This is a genomic window from Streptomyces sp. NPDC096176 (assembly GCF_044763255.1).
Lineage (GTDB): Bacteria > Actinomycetota > Actinomycetes > Streptomycetales > Streptomycetaceae > Streptomyces.
The window spans coordinates 99466-117439 of record NZ_JBIWFV010000003.1 but is presented as its reverse complement, the minus strand read 5'-3'; the positions used below and the strand labels follow the sequence as shown (position 1 = coordinate 117439).

At 71.5% G+C, this 17974-nt stretch carries 14 protein-coding genes; 7 read left to right on the top strand and 7 right to left on the bottom strand.

Annotated elements, in window-relative coordinates:
• The first annotated feature begins 1 nt into the window (after nt 1).
• Nucleotides 2-841 carry an alpha/beta fold hydrolase gene (locus ACIQ7Q_RS09250; RefSeq protein ID WP_403858239.1) on the top strand — a complete coding sequence of 280 codons (840 nt, stop codon included), beginning with the start codon at nt 2-4 and terminating at the stop codon, nt 839-841.
• 265 nt (nt 842-1106) lie between these two features.
• Here ACIQ7Q_RS09250 and ACIQ7Q_RS09245 read toward each other — a convergent pair whose 3' ends face one another.
• Genes ACIQ7Q_RS09245 through ACIQ7Q_RS09235 form a run of 3 tightly spaced genes read right to left on the bottom strand, consistent with a single transcriptional unit; the run spans nt 1107 to nt 4757 of the window.
• Nucleotides 1107-2153 (bottom strand): ABC transporter ATP-binding protein, encoded by a 1047-nt coding sequence (locus ACIQ7Q_RS09245; RefSeq protein ID WP_403858237.1) that lies wholly within the window; start codon nt 2151-2153, stop codon nt 1107-1109.
• Nucleotides 2150-3739: an ABC transporter permease gene (locus ACIQ7Q_RS09240; protein WP_403859154.1), complete on the bottom strand. Its 1590-nt coding sequence runs from the start codon at nt 3737-3739 to the stop codon at nt 2150-2152. The genes ACIQ7Q_RS09245 and ACIQ7Q_RS09240 overlap by 4 nt, the downstream gene beginning before the upstream one ends.
• Nucleotide 3740: 1 nt before the next feature.
• The gene (locus tag ACIQ7Q_RS09235; RefSeq protein WP_403858235.1) at nt 3741-4757 is read right to left on the bottom strand and encodes an iron ABC transporter substrate-binding protein; all 1017 of its coding nucleotides are present in this window, start codon (nt 4755-4757) and stop codon (nt 3741-3743) included.
• 174 nt (nt 4758-4931) lie between these two features.
• Here ACIQ7Q_RS09235 and ACIQ7Q_RS09230 point away from each other — a divergent pair, with 174 nt between their 5' ends.
• Nucleotides 4932-7766: an AMP-binding protein gene (locus ACIQ7Q_RS09230; RefSeq protein WP_403858233.1), complete on the top strand. Its 2835-nt coding sequence runs from the start codon at nt 4932-4934 to the stop codon at nt 7764-7766.
• Nucleotides 7767-7830: 64 nt separating this feature from the next.
• Entirely contained in the window at nt 7831-8001 is a 171-nt protein-coding gene (locus ACIQ7Q_RS09225) for a hypothetical protein (RefSeq protein WP_403858231.1), read from the top strand.
• 128 nt (nt 8002-8129) lie between these two features.
• On the opposite strand, the gene ACIQ7Q_RS09220 is transcribed toward ACIQ7Q_RS09225, so the two are convergent.
• Complete coding sequence (locus ACIQ7Q_RS09220; protein ID WP_403858229.1) at nt 8130-8555, bottom strand: secondary thiamine-phosphate synthase enzyme YjbQ; 426 nt, start codon at nt 8553-8555, stop codon at nt 8130-8132.
• Between the two features lie 75 nt (nt 8556-8630).
• Here ACIQ7Q_RS09220 and ACIQ7Q_RS09215 point away from each other — a divergent pair, with 75 nt between their 5' ends.
• A complete protein-coding gene (locus tag ACIQ7Q_RS09215; RefSeq protein WP_403858227.1) occupies nt 8631-9713 on the top strand; it encodes an NAD(P)-binding domain-containing protein in 1083 nt (360 codons plus the stop codon).
• A gap of 36 nt (nt 9714-9749) precedes the next feature.
• On the opposite strand, the gene mltG is transcribed toward ACIQ7Q_RS09215, so the two are convergent.
• Together mltG and ACIQ7Q_RS09205 are read right to left on the bottom strand one after the other, a co-directional pair.
• On the bottom strand, nt 9750-10613 hold the full coding sequence (gene mltG / locus ACIQ7Q_RS09210) for an endolytic transglycosylase MltG (RefSeq protein WP_403858225.1): 864 nt from the start codon (nt 10611-10613) through the stop codon (nt 9750-9752).
• Between the two features lie 389 nt (nt 10614-11002).
• A complete protein-coding gene (locus tag ACIQ7Q_RS09205) occupies nt 11003-12811 on the bottom strand; it encodes an ABC transporter ATP-binding protein (RefSeq protein ID WP_403858223.1) in 1809 nt (602 codons plus the stop codon).
• Nucleotides 12812-12904: 93 nt separating this feature from the next.
• Between ACIQ7Q_RS09205 and ACIQ7Q_RS09200 the strand changes: the two genes are divergently transcribed.
• From ACIQ7Q_RS09200 to ACIQ7Q_RS09190, 3 genes are all read left to right on the top strand, one after another.
• Nucleotides 12905-13351 (top strand): MarR family winged helix-turn-helix transcriptional regulator, encoded by a 447-nt coding sequence (locus tag ACIQ7Q_RS09200; protein ID WP_403858221.1) that lies wholly within the window; start codon nt 12905-12907, stop codon nt 13349-13351.
• 194 nt (nt 13352-13545) lie between these two features.
• Nucleotides 13546-15384, top strand: a complete 1839-nt coding sequence (locus ACIQ7Q_RS09195; protein WP_403858219.1) for an ABC transporter transmembrane domain-containing protein — start codon at nt 13546-13548, stop codon at nt 15382-15384.
• Nucleotides 15381-17162, top strand: a complete 1782-nt coding sequence (locus ACIQ7Q_RS09190) for an ABC transporter ATP-binding protein (protein WP_403858217.1) — start codon at nt 15381-15383, stop codon at nt 17160-17162. The genes ACIQ7Q_RS09195 and ACIQ7Q_RS09190 overlap by 4 nt, the downstream gene beginning before the upstream one ends.
• A 20-nt stretch (nt 17163-17182) precedes the next feature.
• On the opposite strand, the gene ACIQ7Q_RS09185 is transcribed toward ACIQ7Q_RS09190, so the two are convergent.
• Complete coding sequence (locus ACIQ7Q_RS09185; protein WP_403858215.1) at nt 17183-17974, bottom strand: metal-dependent hydrolase; 792 nt, start codon at nt 17972-17974, stop codon at nt 17183-17185.

Below are 17974 nucleotides of genomic sequence, written 5' to 3'. Positions count from 1 at the left end.
CGTGGCCGAACTGAGCATCTCCACCGCTGCGGGTGTGTTCGACGCCCTCGTGGCGGGTCCGCCGGACGGCCGCCCGGTGCTGCTGCTGCACGGTTTCCCGCAGACAAGGCTGGCGTGGCAACACCAGTCCGTGGCGTTGGCAGCGCGCGGCTACCGCGTGGTGGCGCCCGACCAGCGTGGATACTCCCCCGGGGTCCGCCCCGACCGGCCCGAGGACTACCGCATGAGCATCCTGGTCGACGATGCGATCGCGATCACGGAGGAACTGGGCTGGACGACGTTCGACCTGGTCGGACACGACTGGGGAGGCGCGGTGGCGTGGTGGACCTCAGATGCCCACCCCGACCGCGTACGCACCTTGACGGTCGTCTCGACCCCGCACCCCCGTGCTCTGGCCACCGCCCTCCGCGACGACCAGGACCAGCGCACACGATCGCACTACATGACCGACTGGCGCGAAACCCCCGCGACCGAGAGTCGCATGCTCGCCGACGACGCCGAACAGCTGCGCGCCCTTTACGCGGGAAAGGTCCCGCAGGCCAGCGCCGAAGCCTACGTGCGACACCTGTCCCGGCCGGGCGCCCTCACCGCGGCGTTGAACTGGTACCGCGCCGGCCGCCCCGACGATGCGATCGGAGCCATCGATGTGCCCACCCTGTACGTATGGAGCACGGAGGACATCGCGTTCGGCCCGGCGGCCGCACAGGAGACCGGGCGCTGGGTCGCCGGGCCGTACCGGTTCGTGACCCTCGAGGGCATCAGCCACTGGGTCCCCGAGGAGGCGCCCGAGACACTGAACCGCCTCCTGCTCGAACATTTGCAAGCGGACGGCGAGTACTGACCGTTCCGCATCTGCAGGCGCACGGCGAGTACCGACCGTTCCGCAGGATCGCGCGAAGCCCGGAGGAAGAGAACCCGTTGCAACAGCCCTGGCCACACCGGGTCACCCGAGAAACGACAGGCGGCTGGGAGTACGAACCCGACGCCGAGAACGTCGTCGGCGGCCTGGACAAGGCCCAGCGGCTGAAGGTTGAAGCGATCGAGGTTGGCGGACACCAACAAGGACAATCCGGACCGCCGGCTGCGAGGCTTCTCGGCGTGGTCGATCAGGCGGTGTTCGGGTGCAGGGTGGCCTCACCGGTGAGGCGTACGCCGACCTTCCGGCCCGGTGTCACCCGCAGCGGGCCGAGGGTGCGGATGTCGACCGTCCGGTCAAGGCCGTCGACGGCGACCGTGACCATGGCGTCGTGGCCGAAGAAGCTCACATCGGTCACGACCCCTTCGGCGCCGGCGGAGTCCGGCTCCGCGAGCTGGAGTTGCTCGGGGCGGAGGAGGACGAGGCCCTCACGTAGTCCTTCCGGGGCCGTGGCGAGGGGAATGCGCCCCAGCGCGGTCGTGGCGACGTCCTTGTCGGCGGTCCCGGGAACGAGAACGGCGTCGCCGACGAACGAGGCGAGCCAGGAGTCGACGGGCCGGTGGTAGAGCTCCTGCGGCGTGGCGCACTGGGCCACGCGCCCCTCGCGCAGGACGGCGACGGTATCGGCGGTGGACAGTGCTTCCTGCTGGTCGTGCGTGACCAGCAGGGCGGTCGCGCCGCTCTCCCGGAGCACGGCACGGACCTCCGCGCGTACCGCCCCACGCAGACCGCTGTCGAGTGCGCTGAACGGCTCGTCGAGCAGCACGAGATGGGGCTGCGGGGCGAGGGCGCGGGCGAGGGCCACGCGCTGTTGCTGGCCGCCGGAGAGCTCGTGCGGCATGCGGTCGTCGTGGCCGGGAAGGCCCACGAGGTCCAGCATTTCCCCCACGCACGCGCGCTTGGCGGACCGGTCGAGGTGCGTGAGCCCGAAGGCGATGTTCCGGGCCACGCTCAAGTGCGGGAAGAGCGCGCCCTCCTGAGGGACGATCCCGATGCGGCGGCGCTCGGGCGGCAGGTGGACGCCGGGGCCGCCGAGGATCCGGCCCGCGACGGTCACCGTGCCGGCGTCGGCCTTCAGGAAACCGGCGATCACCCGCAGCAAGGTGGTCTTGCCGCAGCCTGAGGGGCCGAGGACGGCCGCGAGGGAGCCTCCAGGGACGGTGAGGTCGAGGCCGTCGAGGACCGGCGACCCCGGCCCGTACGCCTTGACGACCTGACGGACCTTGAGATCGTTCATGCGCGGTGCCTTCCGAGGAGATACGAGGGGACGGCCGCCAGCAGGATCAGCGCGGCGGCGTAGGGGGCGGCTGCCGCGAAGGACCCTGTGCCGGTCTCGGTCCACAGCCGGGTGGCCAGAGTGTCCATGCCGGTGGGGCGCAGGAGCAGCGTGGCCGGGAGTTCCTTCATGCAGACCACGAAGGTGAGGGCGGCGCCCGCCGCGACGCCGGGGGCGGCGAGCGGCAGCGTGACCTCCCGCAGCACGCCGAAGGGGGTGCGGCCCAGGGAGCGGGCCACGTCGTCGAGGACGGGCGGCGCCTGGAGGACGGCAGCGCGGGTCGCGGCCACCGCGACGGGCAGGAAGAGCACCATGTACGCACAGATCAGCAGCGGCGTCTGCTGGTAGAGCGGGCGTGCGTAGCGGACGGCGAAGAAGACGAGCGCGAGGGCGACGGTGATGCCGGGCACGGCGTGGCCCGCGTACGCGGCCTGCTCGAGGAGGTGGGCGAGGCGGCCACGGTGGCGGGCGGCGATGACGCCGACCGGCAGCGCGACCAGGGTGGTCAGAGCGGCACCCGCGGCGGCGACGCCCAGGGTGGTGAGGGCGGTGGTGGACAGCGTCGCCGGGTCCCAGGTGGCGGAGGTGCCGACGGCGAGCCAGTACCCGAGCGTCGCGAGTGGGAAGCCGACGGCCACGGCCACGATCGCACCGCACCAGGCGAGGGCGAGGGCTCTGAGCCGGCCCAGGGTGGCGGGGACGGCCCGCCGGGCGGTTCCCGTTCCCGTGCGCGCGTAGTCGGCGCGCCCGCGGGTGCGGCTCTCGGCGGCGACGAGCAGCACCGTCATCACGACCAGAACCGCGCTGAGCGCGGCGGCCGGTGTTCGGTCGAAACTCGCGCGATAGGAGGTGTAGATACCTTGGGTGAAGGTGTCGTACCGCATGAGGGAGACGGCACCGAAGTCGGAGAGTACGTACAGCGCGACGAGCAGCCCGCCGCCGGCGGCTGCCGGCCGCAACTGCGGCAGGGTGACGCGCAGGAAGGTGCGGAAGGGCCCGTGCCCCAGGGAGCGTGACACCTCCTCATGGCCGGGGTCGGTGCCGCGCAGGGCGGCGGCGACCGGCAGGTACACGTACGGGAAGCTCACCAGGGTGAGTGCGAGGGCCGAGCCGGTGAAGCCGGCCAGCGACGGCGCGGCCGAGAGCCAGGCGAAGGCGGTGACGTAACTCGGCACGGCCAGCGGCAGGGTGACGAGCACGGACCACGCACGGGCACCCGGCAGCGCGGTCCGCACGGTCAGCCAGGCGAGCGAGACTCCGATGAGCAGGCAGGCGGCGACGACCACGGCGGTCAGGCCGAGGCTGCGCAGCAGCAGTGCAACGGTGCGGTCGTCGCCGATGACGTTCCACGCGTAGGCGGGTCCTCGTTCGAGGGCGCGGACGGCGAGGTAGCCGAGCGGCAGGACGGCGAGGGCCGCAGCCAGCACGGCGGGCACGATCAGCACCCAGGAGGGACGGGCCCCGGCGCGCCGCCGCCCGGCGGGTGCGGGGGCACCTGCCGGGCGGGTTTCGCGTCGGGTCGGGGCGGAGGGCTCCGACGAGGTCACGTCAGACAAGTCCGACGTCCTGGAGCATGGTCAGGGTCTGCTTGAGGGAGTCGAGCCTGCCGAGGTCTATCTTCGGCGGCTGGAGGGTCTCCAGCGGCGGGACGCCCTCGGCGGTCTTCACACCGGCGACCAGCGGGTACTCCTTGGTCTCCTCGGCGAAGTACTTCTGGGCCTCCGCGGAGAGCAAGAAGTCGACGGCCTTCTGCGCGTAGCCGGCCTGCTTCTCGTCGGCGCCCTTGAGGATGCCGACCCCGGCGACGTTGACGAGGCCGCCCGGGTCACCCGCGGGCAGGTAGTGGATCTTGGCCTTGACCTTGTCCGCGCCCTTCTCGGCGACCTGCTCGTACCAGTAGTAGTGGTTGAGCAGTCCGATCGCGGCCTCGCCCCTGTCGACGGCATCCAGGACCTTGAGGTTGTTCTCGTACGCCTTGGGCTCGTTGGCCTTCAGGCCCTTCAACCAGGTGCGGGTGGCCTCGTCGCCCTCCAGGACGCGCATGCCGGTGACAAATGCCTGGAAGGAGGCGTTGGTCGGCACGAAGCCGATCCTGCCCTTCCACTCGGGCTTCACCAGCTCGTGGACGCTGTTCGGCGGCGCGGGGACCTGGGCGGGGTCGTACCCCAGGACGCGGACACGACCGCTGACTCCGGTCCAGTCACCGAGGGAGCCGCGGTGGGCGGGCGCGACCTTGCCGAGGGTCGTCTGCGGGAGCGGGGCGAGGCGTTGCTCCTTGGAGAGCGCGCCGAGGGCGCCCGCGTCCTGGGACAGGAAGAGACCGGCCTCGGTCTTGTCACCCTCCTCCAGGATCTGGGCGGAGAGTTCGGCGCTGTCGCCGTAGCGGACCTCCACGTTGGTGCCGAGGTGCTTCTCCAGCTTCTCGACGAGCGGCTTCACGAGGTTCTCGTTGCGGCCGGAGTAGATGACGAGCCCGGCCGGTTCGTCACTGCCGCAGCCGACGAGCGGAAGGAGCAGGGCTGCCGCGGCGAACGCGGTGAGGGTGCGGGCCGAAGGGCGGCGCATACGGGTGATGCCTTCCTGACGTGGATCTCACAGGAGAACCTGCGAATACGCCATTGATAAGGTAAACCTAACCTAAGGGTCAAGCCAGGCTTTGGTAACGACCCGGCCACGAATGCGCATCCGGACCCCCCTCCCCCTCTATGGGATGAGGGAAGCCTTACCTACGATGCGCCCGTGACACTCCTCCCCGCCCCGCCCGTCGAAGGCCATGCCTTCCCCCTCGCCCACGACCTCGCGCTGCACGGCGACCGCATCGCCCTGGTGACGGCCGACGGCGAGATCTCGTACCGCGAACTGGCCGGACGGATCGAGGAGACCGCTCGCCGGCTCGGCCCGGAACGCCGGCTGATCCTGCTCCCCGGCGCCAACACGGTCGACGCCCTTGTCGTCCATCTCGCCGCGCTCTGGGCCGGCCACCCGGTGCTGCTCGTGCCCGGCGACCATCCCGAGGCGATGGAGTCCCTGATCGCCGCGTACGACCCGGATGTCGTCGCCCGACCGCAGCCCGGCGAGTGGCACATCGAAGAGCGGCGGACCGGGTCCGCCCACGCCCTCCACCCCGACCTGGCGCTACTGCTCAGCACCTCCGGTTCCACGGGCTCCCCCAAGCTGGTCCGGCTGTCGTACGCGAATCTCCAGGCGAACGCCGACTCGATCGCCACGTACCTCGGCATCCGCGACACCGACCGCGCCGCGACGACCCTGCCCATGCACTACTGCTACGGCCTGTCGGTGATCCACAGTCATCTGCTGCGCGGCGCCGGCCTCGTGCTGACCGGCCTGTCGGTGGCCGACACCTGCTTCTGGGACCTTTTCCGGACGGCCGGCGGCACCGCGATCGCCGGGGTGCCGTACACCTTCGACCTGCTCGACCGGGTCGGCTTCGCCGACATGGACCTCCCGCACCTGCGGTATGTCACCCAGGCCGGCGGCCGCCTCGCGCCCGAGCGGGTCACGCGATACGCCGGACTGGGCGCGCAACGTGGCTGGGACCTGTTCGTCATGTACGGCCAGACGGAAGCGACCGCTCGTATGGCCTACCTGCCGCCCGCCCTGGTCACCGAACACCCCGGTGCGATCGGAGTCCCGGTTCCCGGCGGCTCGTTCCACCTGGAGCCCGTCGATGAGATGCCCGAGGTCGCAGGGGTCGGCGAGCTCGTCTACACCGGCCCGAACGTCATGCTCGGCTACGCGCACACCCCGGAGGACCTCGCCCTCGGCCGCACGGTCGACGTCCTGCGCACCGGCGACCTCGCCCGCCGCACCGAGGACGGTGTGTACGAGATCGTCGGCCGCCGCAGCCGCTTCCTGAAGATCCTCGGCCTGCGCATCGACCCCCAGCAGATCGAGGCCATGCTGGGGCGACACGGCCTCGACCCCCTGTGCTCCGGTGACGACGAAGGCCTCACCATCGCCGTCGTCCGCAAGCCCGGATGGGACGAACGACGTATCCGAAGACATGTGGTGGACGAATGCGGCCTGCCGGCTCGCGCCGTCGACGTCCACCTGCTGCCCGAACTCCCACGCCTGGCCACAGGCAAGCCCGACTACCATGCCGTCCGCGCGCTGGGGCGCCCGGCCCACGTGCTCCTGCCCGGCAGCGGCGGAACAATCGACGACCTGTGCTCGCTGTACGCGCGGATCCTCGATCGCCCGGACGTGACGCCGGACAGCTCCTTCGTCACCCTCGGTGGGGACTCCCTGTCGTACGTCGAGATGTCCCTCCACCTCGAAGAGCGCCTCGGCCGGCTGCCGCACGGCTGGCACACGACCCCGATCCGAGAACTGCGGCGGCCCGCGGCCGAGCCGGGCCGGTCACGGCGACGGAGCGTGGAGACCAGCGTCGTCCTGCGCGCGATCGCCATCTTCTGCATCGTGGGATCGCACATCCCCCTCTTCGAGCTCCGGGGCGGAGCCCATCTGCTGCTCGCCGTCGCCGGGTTCAACTTCGCCCGCTTCCTGCTCACCTCCACCGAGCGCCGCCGGCGGATGCGCCGTACCGCCCGGAGCGTCGCACGGATCGCCCTTCCCACCATGGCCTGGACCGCCTTCGCACTCCTTGTGAGCGACGACTACGACCTGTCCAATCTGTTCCTCCTCCACAACGCACTCTGGCCGGAGGTCATGGGCACCGGGATCCACCTCTGGTTCGTCGAAGCCCTCGTCTACATCCTGCTGGCCCTGATGGCGCTGCTCGCCGTCCCCACGGTCCACCGCCTGGAGCGCCGCTTCCCGTACGGACTGCCGGTCGCTCTGGTCGGAATGGGCTTGCTCGCCCGCTACGAGCTGCTGGGCCTGCCGGCCCGTGCCCAGATCACCGACGCGGTCACCGTCTTCTGGCTGTTCGCCCTCGGCTGGGCGGCGGCCCAGTCCCGCACCGTGCCTCAGCGGCTGCTCGTGACGCTCGCCGCGCTCGCCACCGTCCCGGGCTTCTTCCCCGGAGAACCACGACGCGAGGTGTTCGTCATGGCCGGCTTCGCCGTGCTTGTCTGGTTCCCCACCCTGCCCAGCACTCACCGTGTGAACCAGCTGGCCGGCCTGCTCGCCGGCAGCTCCCTGGCCATCTATCTCACGCACTGGCAGATCTACCCGGTGTTCGACGACGTGTCGAAGCACCTGGCCCTCGTCGCCTCCCTGGCCTTCGGCATCGGATACGCGAGGGGCGTGAGCTGGCTCGTCCGACGTGTGTCGGCGCTTCGCACCGCCCGGAGGACCCGGCGTGCCCCGGCCTCGCGGAACGGCCAGAACACGCCGGGCCGGCCCTCAGGCCGGGACATGGAGTTCCGACCGGGGGTGCGGGAGGAATCCGTCGTGCGGGACGTCCCCCGCGTACGCCCCCGAGAGGCGGGAAGCGAAGCCTTGATCGGCGGCGCCGGGACCGGCGTGCAGGAGGGTGACGATGTCGTGCGGGGCGACGGCCCGGAGCGCGCCACGGCGGCCGAGTGCCGCGTCGAAGGCGGACAGCGCCTCCTCTCGGGGGTCCGCCGGTCACTCAACCGCTTCCGGTAGAAGCCCTCGACCGCGGTGCGCGGGCGGTGTCCGGGTCCGCTCGGAGCTGCCCCAGCCGACGAGCTTGTCCAGCGCGCCGCTGGACGTGCTGCGTGCCCGGTCGGAGGCCGGGGACGACCATGCCAGCGAACGCCTGACCGCCGCCCGCGCAGACGAGGCCGAACTACGCGAACTGGCGGAGACCACGGGCGTGACCGAAGCTCTTGCGGCGCTCCGCCGCCTGGCACCCCGATGAGTTTCCCGGCCGCTCGGCGGCCGCTCGCCCGTCCTGGCCCGCGATCCTCGGCGACCTGCGGATCGACGGGCGACTGCACGCACCACCCCGTCGGCGCGGCCGGGCCCCTTCAGCGCCACACGAGCGGCTCACTGGCCGAGGAAGCTCAACCGCACCCGGCGGTCCGGGTTGTCCTTGTTGGTGTCCACGAGGCACACGGACTGCCAGGTCCCGAGCTCCAGCCGGCCGCCGATCACCGGCAGCGTCGCGTGCGGCGGTACCAGCGCGGGCAGTACGTGGTCCCTGCCGTGGCCGGGGCTGCCGTGGCGATGCTGCCAGCGGTCGTCGGCGGGCAGCAGGGTGTGGAGCGCGGCCAGCAGGTCGGCATCGCTGCCTGCGCCCGTCTCGAGCACGGCGATGCCGGCCGTCGCGTGGGGCACAAAGAGATTCAGCAGGCCGTCGGCGCCACGTGCGTGCTCCCCGAGGAAGCGCTCGCAGGCGGGCGTCAGGTCGGTGACCGTCTCCTGCGAGCCGGTGCGGATGGTCAAGGTCGTGGTGGTGAAGGTTCCGGGCATGGGCCCCATCCTCCCGTCTCCCGGCCCGTGCGGCTGCGCGGGAAGATCCACGACACCCCCCGCGTTAGTAGAAACGTGAACTACCTTGGGGCGCGAGAAGTGGACGTGGTCGTCATCGGCGCGGGGCAGGCCGGCCTGTCCGCCGCCTATCACCTGCGGCGCACCGGTCTGGTGCCCGATCAGGACTTCGTGGTGCTGGACCACGCTCCGCGTCCCGGAGGCGCCTGGCAGTTCCGCTGGCCCTCGCTGACCTACGGCAAGGTGCACGGGATGCACGCGCTGCCCGGCATGGAGCTGACCGGGGCGGACGACCGGCGGCCCTCGTCCGAGGTGATCGGCGAGTACTTCACCGCCTACGAGGAGCGGTTCGGGCTGCGGGTGCACCGGCCCGTCGCGGTGAGCGCCGTCCGTGAGGGCGAGAGCGGGCGACTCGCGGTCGAGACCTCCGAAGGCATCTGGTCGACCCGAGCCCTGATCAACGCCACGGGCACCTGGGACCGTCCCTTCTGGCCACGCTACCGCGGCCAGGAGACATTCCGGGGGCGACAACTGCACACCGCGGACTATCCCGGGCCCGACGAGTTCGCGGGGCAGCGAGTGATCGTGGTCGGTGGCGGGGCGTCCGGGACGCAGCATCTGCTGGAGATCGCCGAGGTCGCCGCGGAGACGACGTGGGTGACCCGGCGGCCGCCGGTCTTCCGAGAGGGGCCGTTCGACGAGGGCGCCGGGCGGGAAGCAGTCGCACGGGTGGAAGAACGCGTACGGCGCGGGCTTCCGCCGCAGAGCGTCGTCTCCGTCACAGGCCTGCCTCTCAACGACGCGATCCGGCGGGCGCGGGAGACGGGTGTGCTGGACCGTCGGCCGATGTTCGACCGGATCACCCCGACGGGAGCGACCTGGGACGACGGCCGGACGGTGGAGGCCGACGTGATCCTCTGGGCGACCGGCTTCCGTGCGGCGATCGACCATCTCGCGCCCCTCCGGCTGCGCGAGCCGGGCGGGGGGATCCGGGTGGAGGGCACCCGGGCGGTACGGGATGCCCGGGTACACCTCGTCGGTTACGGGCCTTCAGCCTCGACGATCGGCGCGAACCGGGCGGGGCGGGCGGCGGTACGGGAGATCAGGCGCCTGCTGGACCATGAACCGGCCCCGGTCTGACCGGCGTTCGGCTGCGGTCGGAGCGGGCGGCGGCCCTCAGCCGGTGGCACGTGCCGTGGCGCGTACGGTGTTGAACTCCGCCACATGGCGCTGGTGTTCCTGGTAGCTGCTGGTGAAGCGGGTGTCCCCCGGTTCCACCGTCACGAAGTAGAGCCAGTCGCCCGCCGGCGGGGCGATCGTCGCATGCATGGCCTCCTCCCCCGGGTTGTCGATGGGGGTGGGCGGCAGCCCGTGGAACTCGTAGGTGTTGTAGGGGCTCTCGATGCGGGTGTCGGCGGTGGTGGTGTCCAGGGAGCTGCGGCTCAGCGCGTAGTTGATGGTCGAGTCCATCTGCAGCGGCATGCCCTGGGCGAGCCGGTTGTGAACGACCCGGGCCACCTTGCCCATGTCGGCGGCTGTGTCGGCCTCGGCCTGCACGATGCTGGCGATGTTCACCGCCTGATGAAGGGTCACGCCGGCGTCGCGGGCGCCTTCGGCGATGCGTTCGGTGCCGAATCGCTGGTTCGCGATGTTGACCATGAAGCTGAGCAGGCTGGTGGGGGTGGTCGTCCTGTCGATGGGATACGTGGCCGGGAAGAGATAGCCCTCCGGGTTTCCCTTGGCGTCGGCGGGCAGGTTCAGCTTCGCGCGGGCGGCAGCTTGTGCGGTGGTTCCGGGAGCCGCCTCCAGGGCCTTGTCGACCGCGTCGTACACCTGCGTGGCGCGCCAGCCCTCCGGGATCACCAGCGTCTTGGGCGGCGGCGGTGGTGGTGGGCGGTGCTGCTTCTCGGGGGTACGAACGAGGAACGGCACGAACACCACTCCCGCCGCCAGCGCCGCGCCGCTCAGCACCAGGATCAGCCGTCCACGGCGGGTCAGGCGGCACCGGCGCCCGGGCCGCGGGAAGGGCTCGTTCGTCATACACGCACGCTAACCCGGCCCACCCGGTGATCCCGGGAGCCTGCGGAGGGCGACACGGCGACGACCGGCGGCCACCGGTTGCCGGGATTACCGGCCACCGAATCGACGCGAACAAACGAACGCTCGCCCGGTGTCCGCCAGAACGTGGGGTCGTAGCCGTTGTGATTGCCCGGTCGCCGCGCTGCGCACGATTCTTACGGTGCGCAAGCGACGGGCTACAGACCGCGACTGCGCAGTCCCACTCACCCTGCACAAGGAGAACGCACCACCGTGGACCTCATCACCAACCTGCTCGCCGGCGTCCACTTCGTGGGTTGGCTCGTCTGACGACCGTTCACGAAAGGCGCCGCCGTCCCCCGTCCCACGGGAGCGGCGGCGCCGTCGCCGTTTCAGCGGGCGACAGGCGCCGGGCGGGCGTCCCTGCGGACCAGAGCGGCATAGCGGCCGCCCTCGGCAAGGAGTTGCCGGTGACTGCCGCACTCGGCGATACGGCCCGCGTCGAGGACGACGATCCGATCCGCGTCCCTCACGGTGGAGAGCCGGTGCGCAATGGTGATCGTGGTGCGGCCCCGCGAGAGAGCGTCGATCGCCTGCTGCACGGCGTGCTCCGTGCGGGTGTCGAGGGCACTGGTCGCCTCGTCGAGGATGAGGACCGGCGGGTTCCGCAGGATGGTGCGCGCGATGGCGAGCCGCTGCTTCTCGCCGCCTGAGAAGCGATAGCCCCGCTCGCCGACCAAGGTGTCGTACCCCTCGGGCAGGGAGACGATGTGGTCGTGGATCTGCGCGGCACGGGCGGCGGCTTCGATCTCCTGGGCCGTGGCGTCGGGCTTGGCGAAGCGCAGATTGTCGGCCACGGAGGCGTGGAAGAGATACGTCTCCTGGGAGACGACTCCCACGGCCCGCGCAAGCGTGTCGAAGTCCAGGTCCCGCACATCGACACCGTCGATGGTGACCCGGCCGCCGGTGACATCGTAGAGCCGCGGCACCAGATAGCTGAGCGTGGACTTGCCGGAGCCGGTCGGGCCGACGACGGCGAGCGAACCGCCGGCGGGCACGGTGATGTCGATGCCGTCGAGGGTCGGCCGCTTCTGCTCGGGGTCGTACGCGAAGTCGACCTTCTCGAAGCGCACTTCACCCCGGATCTTGTCGAGCGCCACCGGGTCCGCGGGCTCGGTGATCTCGACCGGCAGGTCGAGATACTCGAAGATCCGTTGGAACAGGGCGAGCGAGGTCTGCATCTGCACTCCGGTCGAGAGCAGGCTCACGGCGGGCCGGAAGAGGCCCTGCTGGAGTGAGACGAAGGCGACCAGCGTGCCGATGGAGATCGCGGGCCCACCCGTCTGCATCGCGAGGCCGGCGGCCCAGTAGATGAGGGCCGGCATGGCGGCCATGACGATGCCCATCGTCGACATCCGCCACCGGCCGGCCATGCTGGAGCGCACCTCGAGGTCGACCAGGCGCTCCGACTCCCGGGCGAACGACACCGTGAGGGAGTCGGCGCGGCCCATGGTGCGCCCGAGCAGGATGCCGCTGACCGACAGTGACTCGGTGACGGTGGCGGCCATCGCGGCCATCTGCTTCTGCCGCTGTGTGGTGATCCTCTTCCGCTCGCGGCCGACCCGGCGACTGATCCAGACGAACACCGGCAGCAAGAGGAGGGAGACGACGGTGAGCCGCCAGTCCAGCGCCAGCATGGCGACGACGGTGGCGACGACCGAGGTGAGGTTGGAGACCAGGGAGGTGGCCGTCGAGGTCACGGTCGCCTGCATACCGCCGATGTCGTTGGCGATGCGCGACTGGACCTCCCCCGTGCGCGTCCTGGTGAAGAAGGCGAGCGGCATGCGCTGCAGCTGTGCGTAGACCGCGGTGCGCAGGTCGTGCATGACGCGCTGGCCCACCGTGGTGGAGATCAACGTCTGGAGCACACCGAAGACGCTGGTCATCACCGCGGTGGCGATCATGCCGAGGGCCAGCAGGCTGAGCAGCCCCGTACGTCCCTGGGGGATCGCGGTGTCGAGGATCTCCCGCAGCAGGAACGGCGAGGCGACGGACACCAGCGACGAGGCGCCGACAAGCAGCCCCACGACTGCGAGCCTGCCCCGGTAGGGCCGGAAGAGCCGGAGGATGCGCCGCACTTCCGCGGGCGGCTGGTCGGGGTCCCTGGGCGGTGGTGTCCAGGTGGTGTGGTCGGGACGCAATGCACTCCTTCGGACGGAAAAGGCGCGATCTTGAGGAGCCTAGCTCATTGTTACCTGTATTCACAATGAACAACGTCCTGATATTGTTCCCGCATGACCACCTCCGACGCCGACGGCCTGCTGGCCGAGCAGCTCCTGCGGTTGACCCGCCGGATCCACCGCAGCCAGAAGCGCCAGCTCGAGTCGGCCGACATCGCCATCACCCCCGCGCAGTCCCGGCTGCTGCGCACGGTCGCCCACTACGACCGACCTCCGCGCATGGCGGATCTGGCGGAGCGGCTCGAGGTGGTTCCGCGCGCGGTGACGAGCCTGGTCGACGGACTGGAGGCAGGCGGCCGGGTCCGCCGGGTTCCCGATCCGAGCAACCGCAGGGTGACCCGGATCGAGCTCACCGACACCGGCCGCGCCACGCTCCGCTCGCTGCGCGACGCGCGCCGCGCGGCGGCGGAGGACGTCCTCGCACCCCTGACGGCCGAGCAACGCGAGGTTCTCGGCGGTCTGCTCTCCAGCCTGGTCGACGGCACGGACCCGCGCTGCTGACGGCCCGTCCGGGACGGCTCCACGGCGCCGGCCGGCGCCCCTGACAGCCCCTCCGGTGGCCCGGCGCCAGGCCCATGGCAGACCCGACGGCAGGCTCGCGACCGGTCCGGCGACAGGCCCATAAATCGTTTGCCGCCCCTGGGGCGGGAGCGCGACGCTGGTAGCTCTGTGCTCTTCCGACGACCTGGGACATCATGCAGATTCGCGACCTTCCGTATGTCGATCCCGGTCAACCGGACGTCCGGTCGGGACCGAGGTTCCTCCTCTGGCTCGGCCGGCATCAACTGCGGGGCCAGCTGCGTTCCCTGTCGTGGGGAATGCTGCACTTCATGTCCGTCATGGCGCTCCCCTACGGGGTCGGCCACGCCGTCCAGGCGGTCGTGGACAGGTCGGGCAGCGGCCTCGCTCTGGCGGGCGGGGTGCTCGCCCTCGCCGCCGTCTGCATCGCCCTCGGTGACACCATGCTCCACCGCACGGCCGTCACCAACTGGATCACCGCCGCGGCGCGGGTCCAGCAGCTGCTCATCCGCAAGACGTCAGAACTGGGCGCCGCGCTCACCCGCAGGGTCGCCGCGGGCGAGGTCGTGGCCGTCTCGACAGGAGACGTGGAGAAGATCGGCTGGTTCGTGGAAGCGGTCTCGCGTTTCCTCGCCGCGGCCCTCACCGTCGTGGCGGTCTGCATCGGACTGGTGATCTACCAGCCGGCGCTCGGTGTCCTCGTCGCCGTCGGCGTACCGATTCTGGCGCTCGGCGTACTGCCCCTGCTCCCCCGGGCCACCAGGCTCGCCGACGTGCAGCGGGAGAAGGCGGGCCGGGCCACCGAGCTGGCCTCCGACACCGTGGCCGGTCTGCGGGTGCTGCGCGGCATCGGCGGCGAGGAGCTGTTCCTCAAGCGTTACCGCCGCGCCTCGCAGGACGTGCGCACCGCCGCCGTCCGCAGCGCACGCATGTGGTCCCTGATCAGCGCGGTCCAGGTGCTGTTGCCGGGCCTCCTGCTGATCTCGGTCGTCTGGTACGGGCTCGGGCTCGTCGGTGACAGCCGGATCGCGCTCGGTGAACTGGTCACCGTGTACAGCGCGGTGATGCTGCTGAGCTATCCGCTGCGGCACTTCGAAGAGATCGCGATGGCGTACTCCTTCTCCCGTCCGTCCGCACGGCGGGCGGCCAGGGTGCTGGCGCTGGAGCGCGGGTCCGGCGGTCACCCGACCCAGGCCGCGGGCCTGGCCGACGGGCCGCTCACCGGCGACCTGTACGACCCCGCCACGGGGCTCCTGGCCCCGGCAGGAACGCTCACCGCGGTCGTCTGCGGTGACCCCGACGCCGCGGGACGCCTTGCCGAACGGCTCGGCGGCCACCCCACGGAACCGGAGGGCCTGCCGTCCGTGCTCCTCGGTGGTGTGGCACTCGACCAGCAGCCGCTCGCCGCAACCCGTGGCGCCGTCCTGGTCCAGGACAAGGACCCCGTCCTGCTGTCGGGGACTCTCGCGGAGCTGCTCGACGTGCCGGCGTCCGCAGCGGTGACGGCAGACCAGGCCCTGACGGCGGCGGAGTGCGGCGACGTGCTCGATGCTCTCGCGCAGGCCTCTCTGGACAACGACCCGATGGCAGCGGTCATCACCGAGCGCGGCCGCTCCCTGTCCGGCGGCCAGCGGCAGCGCCTCGCACTGGCGCGTTCACTGGTGACCGACCCGGAGGTGCTTGTGCTCGACGAGCCGACATCGGCCGTCGACTCGCACACGGAGGCCAGGATCGCGGAAGGCGTGCGGAAGTTGCGCGCAGGACGCACGACGGTCCTGTTCACCTCCTCGCCGCTGCTGCTCGACCGGGCGGACCGCGTCGTCCTGGTCCACGAGGGCGAGGTCGTGGCCGTCGGCGTGCACCGCGAACTGCTGCGAACCGAGCCCCGGTACCGCACGGTGGTGACCCGGGAGACCGAGGCGGAGCAACACCTCGTCGGCGCCCAGCGCGGCGCCACCGGTGCTGGATTCGACCAGACGACGGCCGACATCGACGACATCGAGGAGAAAGCATGATCGGCCTGGCGCGACCGGAGTACGACCCGGCGGCTCTGCGCACGGCGACCACCCTGCCGGTGGGGTCGCCGGCCACCGTGCGGGCGTATGTGAGCGAGCTGCTGCGGCGGCACCGCCGCGCCTTCACGGTCCTCGTCACCGTCAACACGGTCGCCGTCGTCGCCTCGATGACGGGCCCCTGGCTCCTCGGCTCCCTCGTGGAGAAGGCGGCGGACGGGGCGCGTGATCTCCATCTGGAGCGCACGGCCGCCCTGTTCGCGGGTGCGCTCGTCGTCCAGGCGTTCTTCGTCCGCCTGGTGCGGCTGCGCGGGGCGATGCTCGGCGAGCGGATGCTGGCGGACCTGCGGGAGGACTTCCTGGTGCGTTCCGTGGGGCTGCCGCCGGGCGTGCTCGAGCGGGCCGGGACGGGCGACCTGCTCTCCCGAATCACCACGGACATCGACCGGCTGGCGAACGCCATGCGTGAGGCCGTGCCGCAGCTGACGATCGGCGTCTTCTGGGTCGTGCTGCTGCTTGGCGGGCTCACGGTGACCGCGCCGCCGCTCGCGCCTGCGGTGCTGGTGGCGGTGCCGGTGCTGGTCGTCGGCTGCCGCTGGTACTTCAAGCGGGCACCCTCTGCGTACCGTTCGGAGGCAGCGGGGTACGCGGCCGTGGCCGCGGTGCTCGCCGAGACCGTCGACGCGGGCCGCACGGTCGAGTCGCACCGCCTCGGGGCGCGCCGCGTGGCGCTCTCCGACCGGCGGATCAAGGAATGGACCTCCTGGGAGCGATACACGCTCTACCTGCGGTCGGTTCTCTTTCCGGTCATCAACATCACCCATGCGACCGTGCTCGCCTCGGTGCTGATGATCGGCGGCGTGTTCGTGCTGCAGGGCTGGATCGGTGTCGGGCAGCTGACCACGGGTGCGCTGATCGCGCAGATGATGGTCGACCCGGTGAACCTGATTCTGCGCTGGTACGACGAGCTGCAGGTGGCACACGTGTCGCTGGCGCGGCTGGTCGGCGTGCGGGAGATCGAACCGGAGGCGGGCGACGGGCGCCTGCGCCCCGACGGACGTGACGTCCGCGCCGACCAGGTGCACTTCGGGTACCGCGAGGGCGTCGACGTACTGCACCGTGTGTCGATGGACGTGCCGCCGGGCACCCGGCTGGCTCTCGTCGGCCCGTCCGGGGCGGGCAAGTCCACGCTCGGCCGGCTGCTCGCGGGCATCTACGCCCCGCGCACCGGGCACGTCACCCTCGGCGCGGCCGAGCTGTCGCGGATGCCGGCGGAGCGGGTACGGGAGCATGTGGCGCTCGTCAACCAGGAGCACCACGTCTTCGTGGGCGCGCTCCGCGACAATCTGCTGCTGGCGCGTTCCTCCGCGCAGGACGCCGAGCTGTGGGCGGCGCTCGGTGCGGTCGACGCCGACGGGTGGGCGCGCGCGCTGGACGACGGGCTGGACACGGAGGTCGGGTCGGGCGGCCTTTCCCTGACCCCCGCCCAGGCCCAGCAGATCGCCCTCGCCCGCCTGGTCCTTGCGGATCCGCACACGCTGGTCCTGGACGAGGCGACCTCGCTGCTGGACCCGCGGGCGGCCCGCCACCTGGAGCGCTCGCTCTCACGTGTCCTTCAGGGCCGTACGGTCGTGGCCATCGCGCACCGGCTGCACACGGCGCACGACGCGGACGTGATCGCGGTGGTCGAGGAAGGCCGCATCAGTGAGCTGGGCAGCCATGACGAGCTGGTCGCGGCCGAGGGGGCGTATGCGGCGCTGTGGCGCTCCTGGCACGGCTAGGGCCTGGGGCGGGGCAGCCGTCAGATGAAGTTCAGCGCAGCCGCCCCGCCCACGCCTCCGAGCAGCATGAACGCCGGCATCAGGACCTTCAGCTCCACCCAGCTGCCGGCGCGGAAACGCATCAGTTTCGGCGGGCCCACCGGGTACCAGCGCTTGTTGCCGACCGGGATGGGCCACAGGATCGGGCAGCCGGAGACCGTGAGGGCGTCGCCGATGTCGTGGACGAGGGCGCCGAGGACGATGGGGAGGCCGAGCCACAGGTACTCCTGGCCGGGCGCGGTGAACAGCCAGTCCGAACCGTTGCCCGGCTTGTCGAGGACGCCCGCGAGGATCCACGCGCTGGTGGCGCCGAGCAGCCACACCAGGACGTCGCTGGAGACGCGTGCGGCACGCCACAGCAGGCCCTCCACCGCGAGCACCATGTGGACGAACAGGAGCGCGAGGACCGCCCACCGTCCGCCGAGGGCCGCCAGGGCGGACGCTCCGCCGCCGATCAGCACCGCCCAGAGCCAGGTGTGCGTGAGGGTGCGGTGGCCCCCGGTCCTGCGCTTGTCGCCCGGTTTCTTGGTCGCCTTGTAGACGGCGTACGAGAGCTTGTCGACGATCTCGCACAGTCCGCGTGAGATCGGGCCGAAGGCCCGCGAGATGGTCGCCGCCTTGTGGTCCAGATCCGGTGCGAGCGCCGCGCCCGCGCAGATCAGTGCTCCCACCACGAGGACGGGCCAGGGCATCGGATGGCCGGCGGCAGCCGTCGCCGCCCCCACCCCCAGCCAGGCAGCCGCCCCGGACAGAGAGTGCGCAGGTCCCATCAT

Bases quoted from the DNA above. Each gene is read 5' to 3' on its own strand.
- ACIQ7Q_RS09245 (WP_403858237.1), bottom strand. From the start codon at position 2,153: ATGAACGATCTCAAGGTCCGTCAGGTCGTCAAGGCGTACGGGCCGGGG.
- ACIQ7Q_RS09235 (WP_403858235.1), bottom strand. From the start codon at position 4,757: ATGCGCCGCCCTTCGGCCCGCACCCTCACCGCGTTCGCCGCGGCAGCC.
- ACIQ7Q_RS09220 (WP_403858229.1), bottom strand. From the start codon at position 8,555: ATGCCCGGAACCTTCACCACCACGACCTTGACCATCCGCACCGGCTCG.
- mltG (WP_403858225.1), bottom strand. From the start codon at position 10,613: ATGACGAACGAGCCCTTCCCGCGGCCCGGGCGCCGGTGCCGCCTGACC.
- ACIQ7Q_RS09200 (WP_403858221.1), top strand. From the start codon at position 12,905: ATGACCACCTCCGACGCCGACGGCCTGCTGGCCGAGCAGCTCCTGCGG.
- ACIQ7Q_RS09195 (WP_403858219.1), top strand. From the start codon at position 13,546: ATGCAGATTCGCGACCTTCCGTATGTCGATCCCGGTCAACCGGACGTC.
- ACIQ7Q_RS09190 (WP_403858217.1), top strand. From the start codon at position 15,381: ATGATCGGCCTGGCGCGACCGGAGTACGACCCGGCGGCTCTGCGCACG.
- ACIQ7Q_RS09185 (WP_403858215.1), bottom strand. From the start codon at position 17,974: ATGATGGGACCTGCGCACTCTCTGTCCGGGGCGGCTGCCTGGCTGGGG.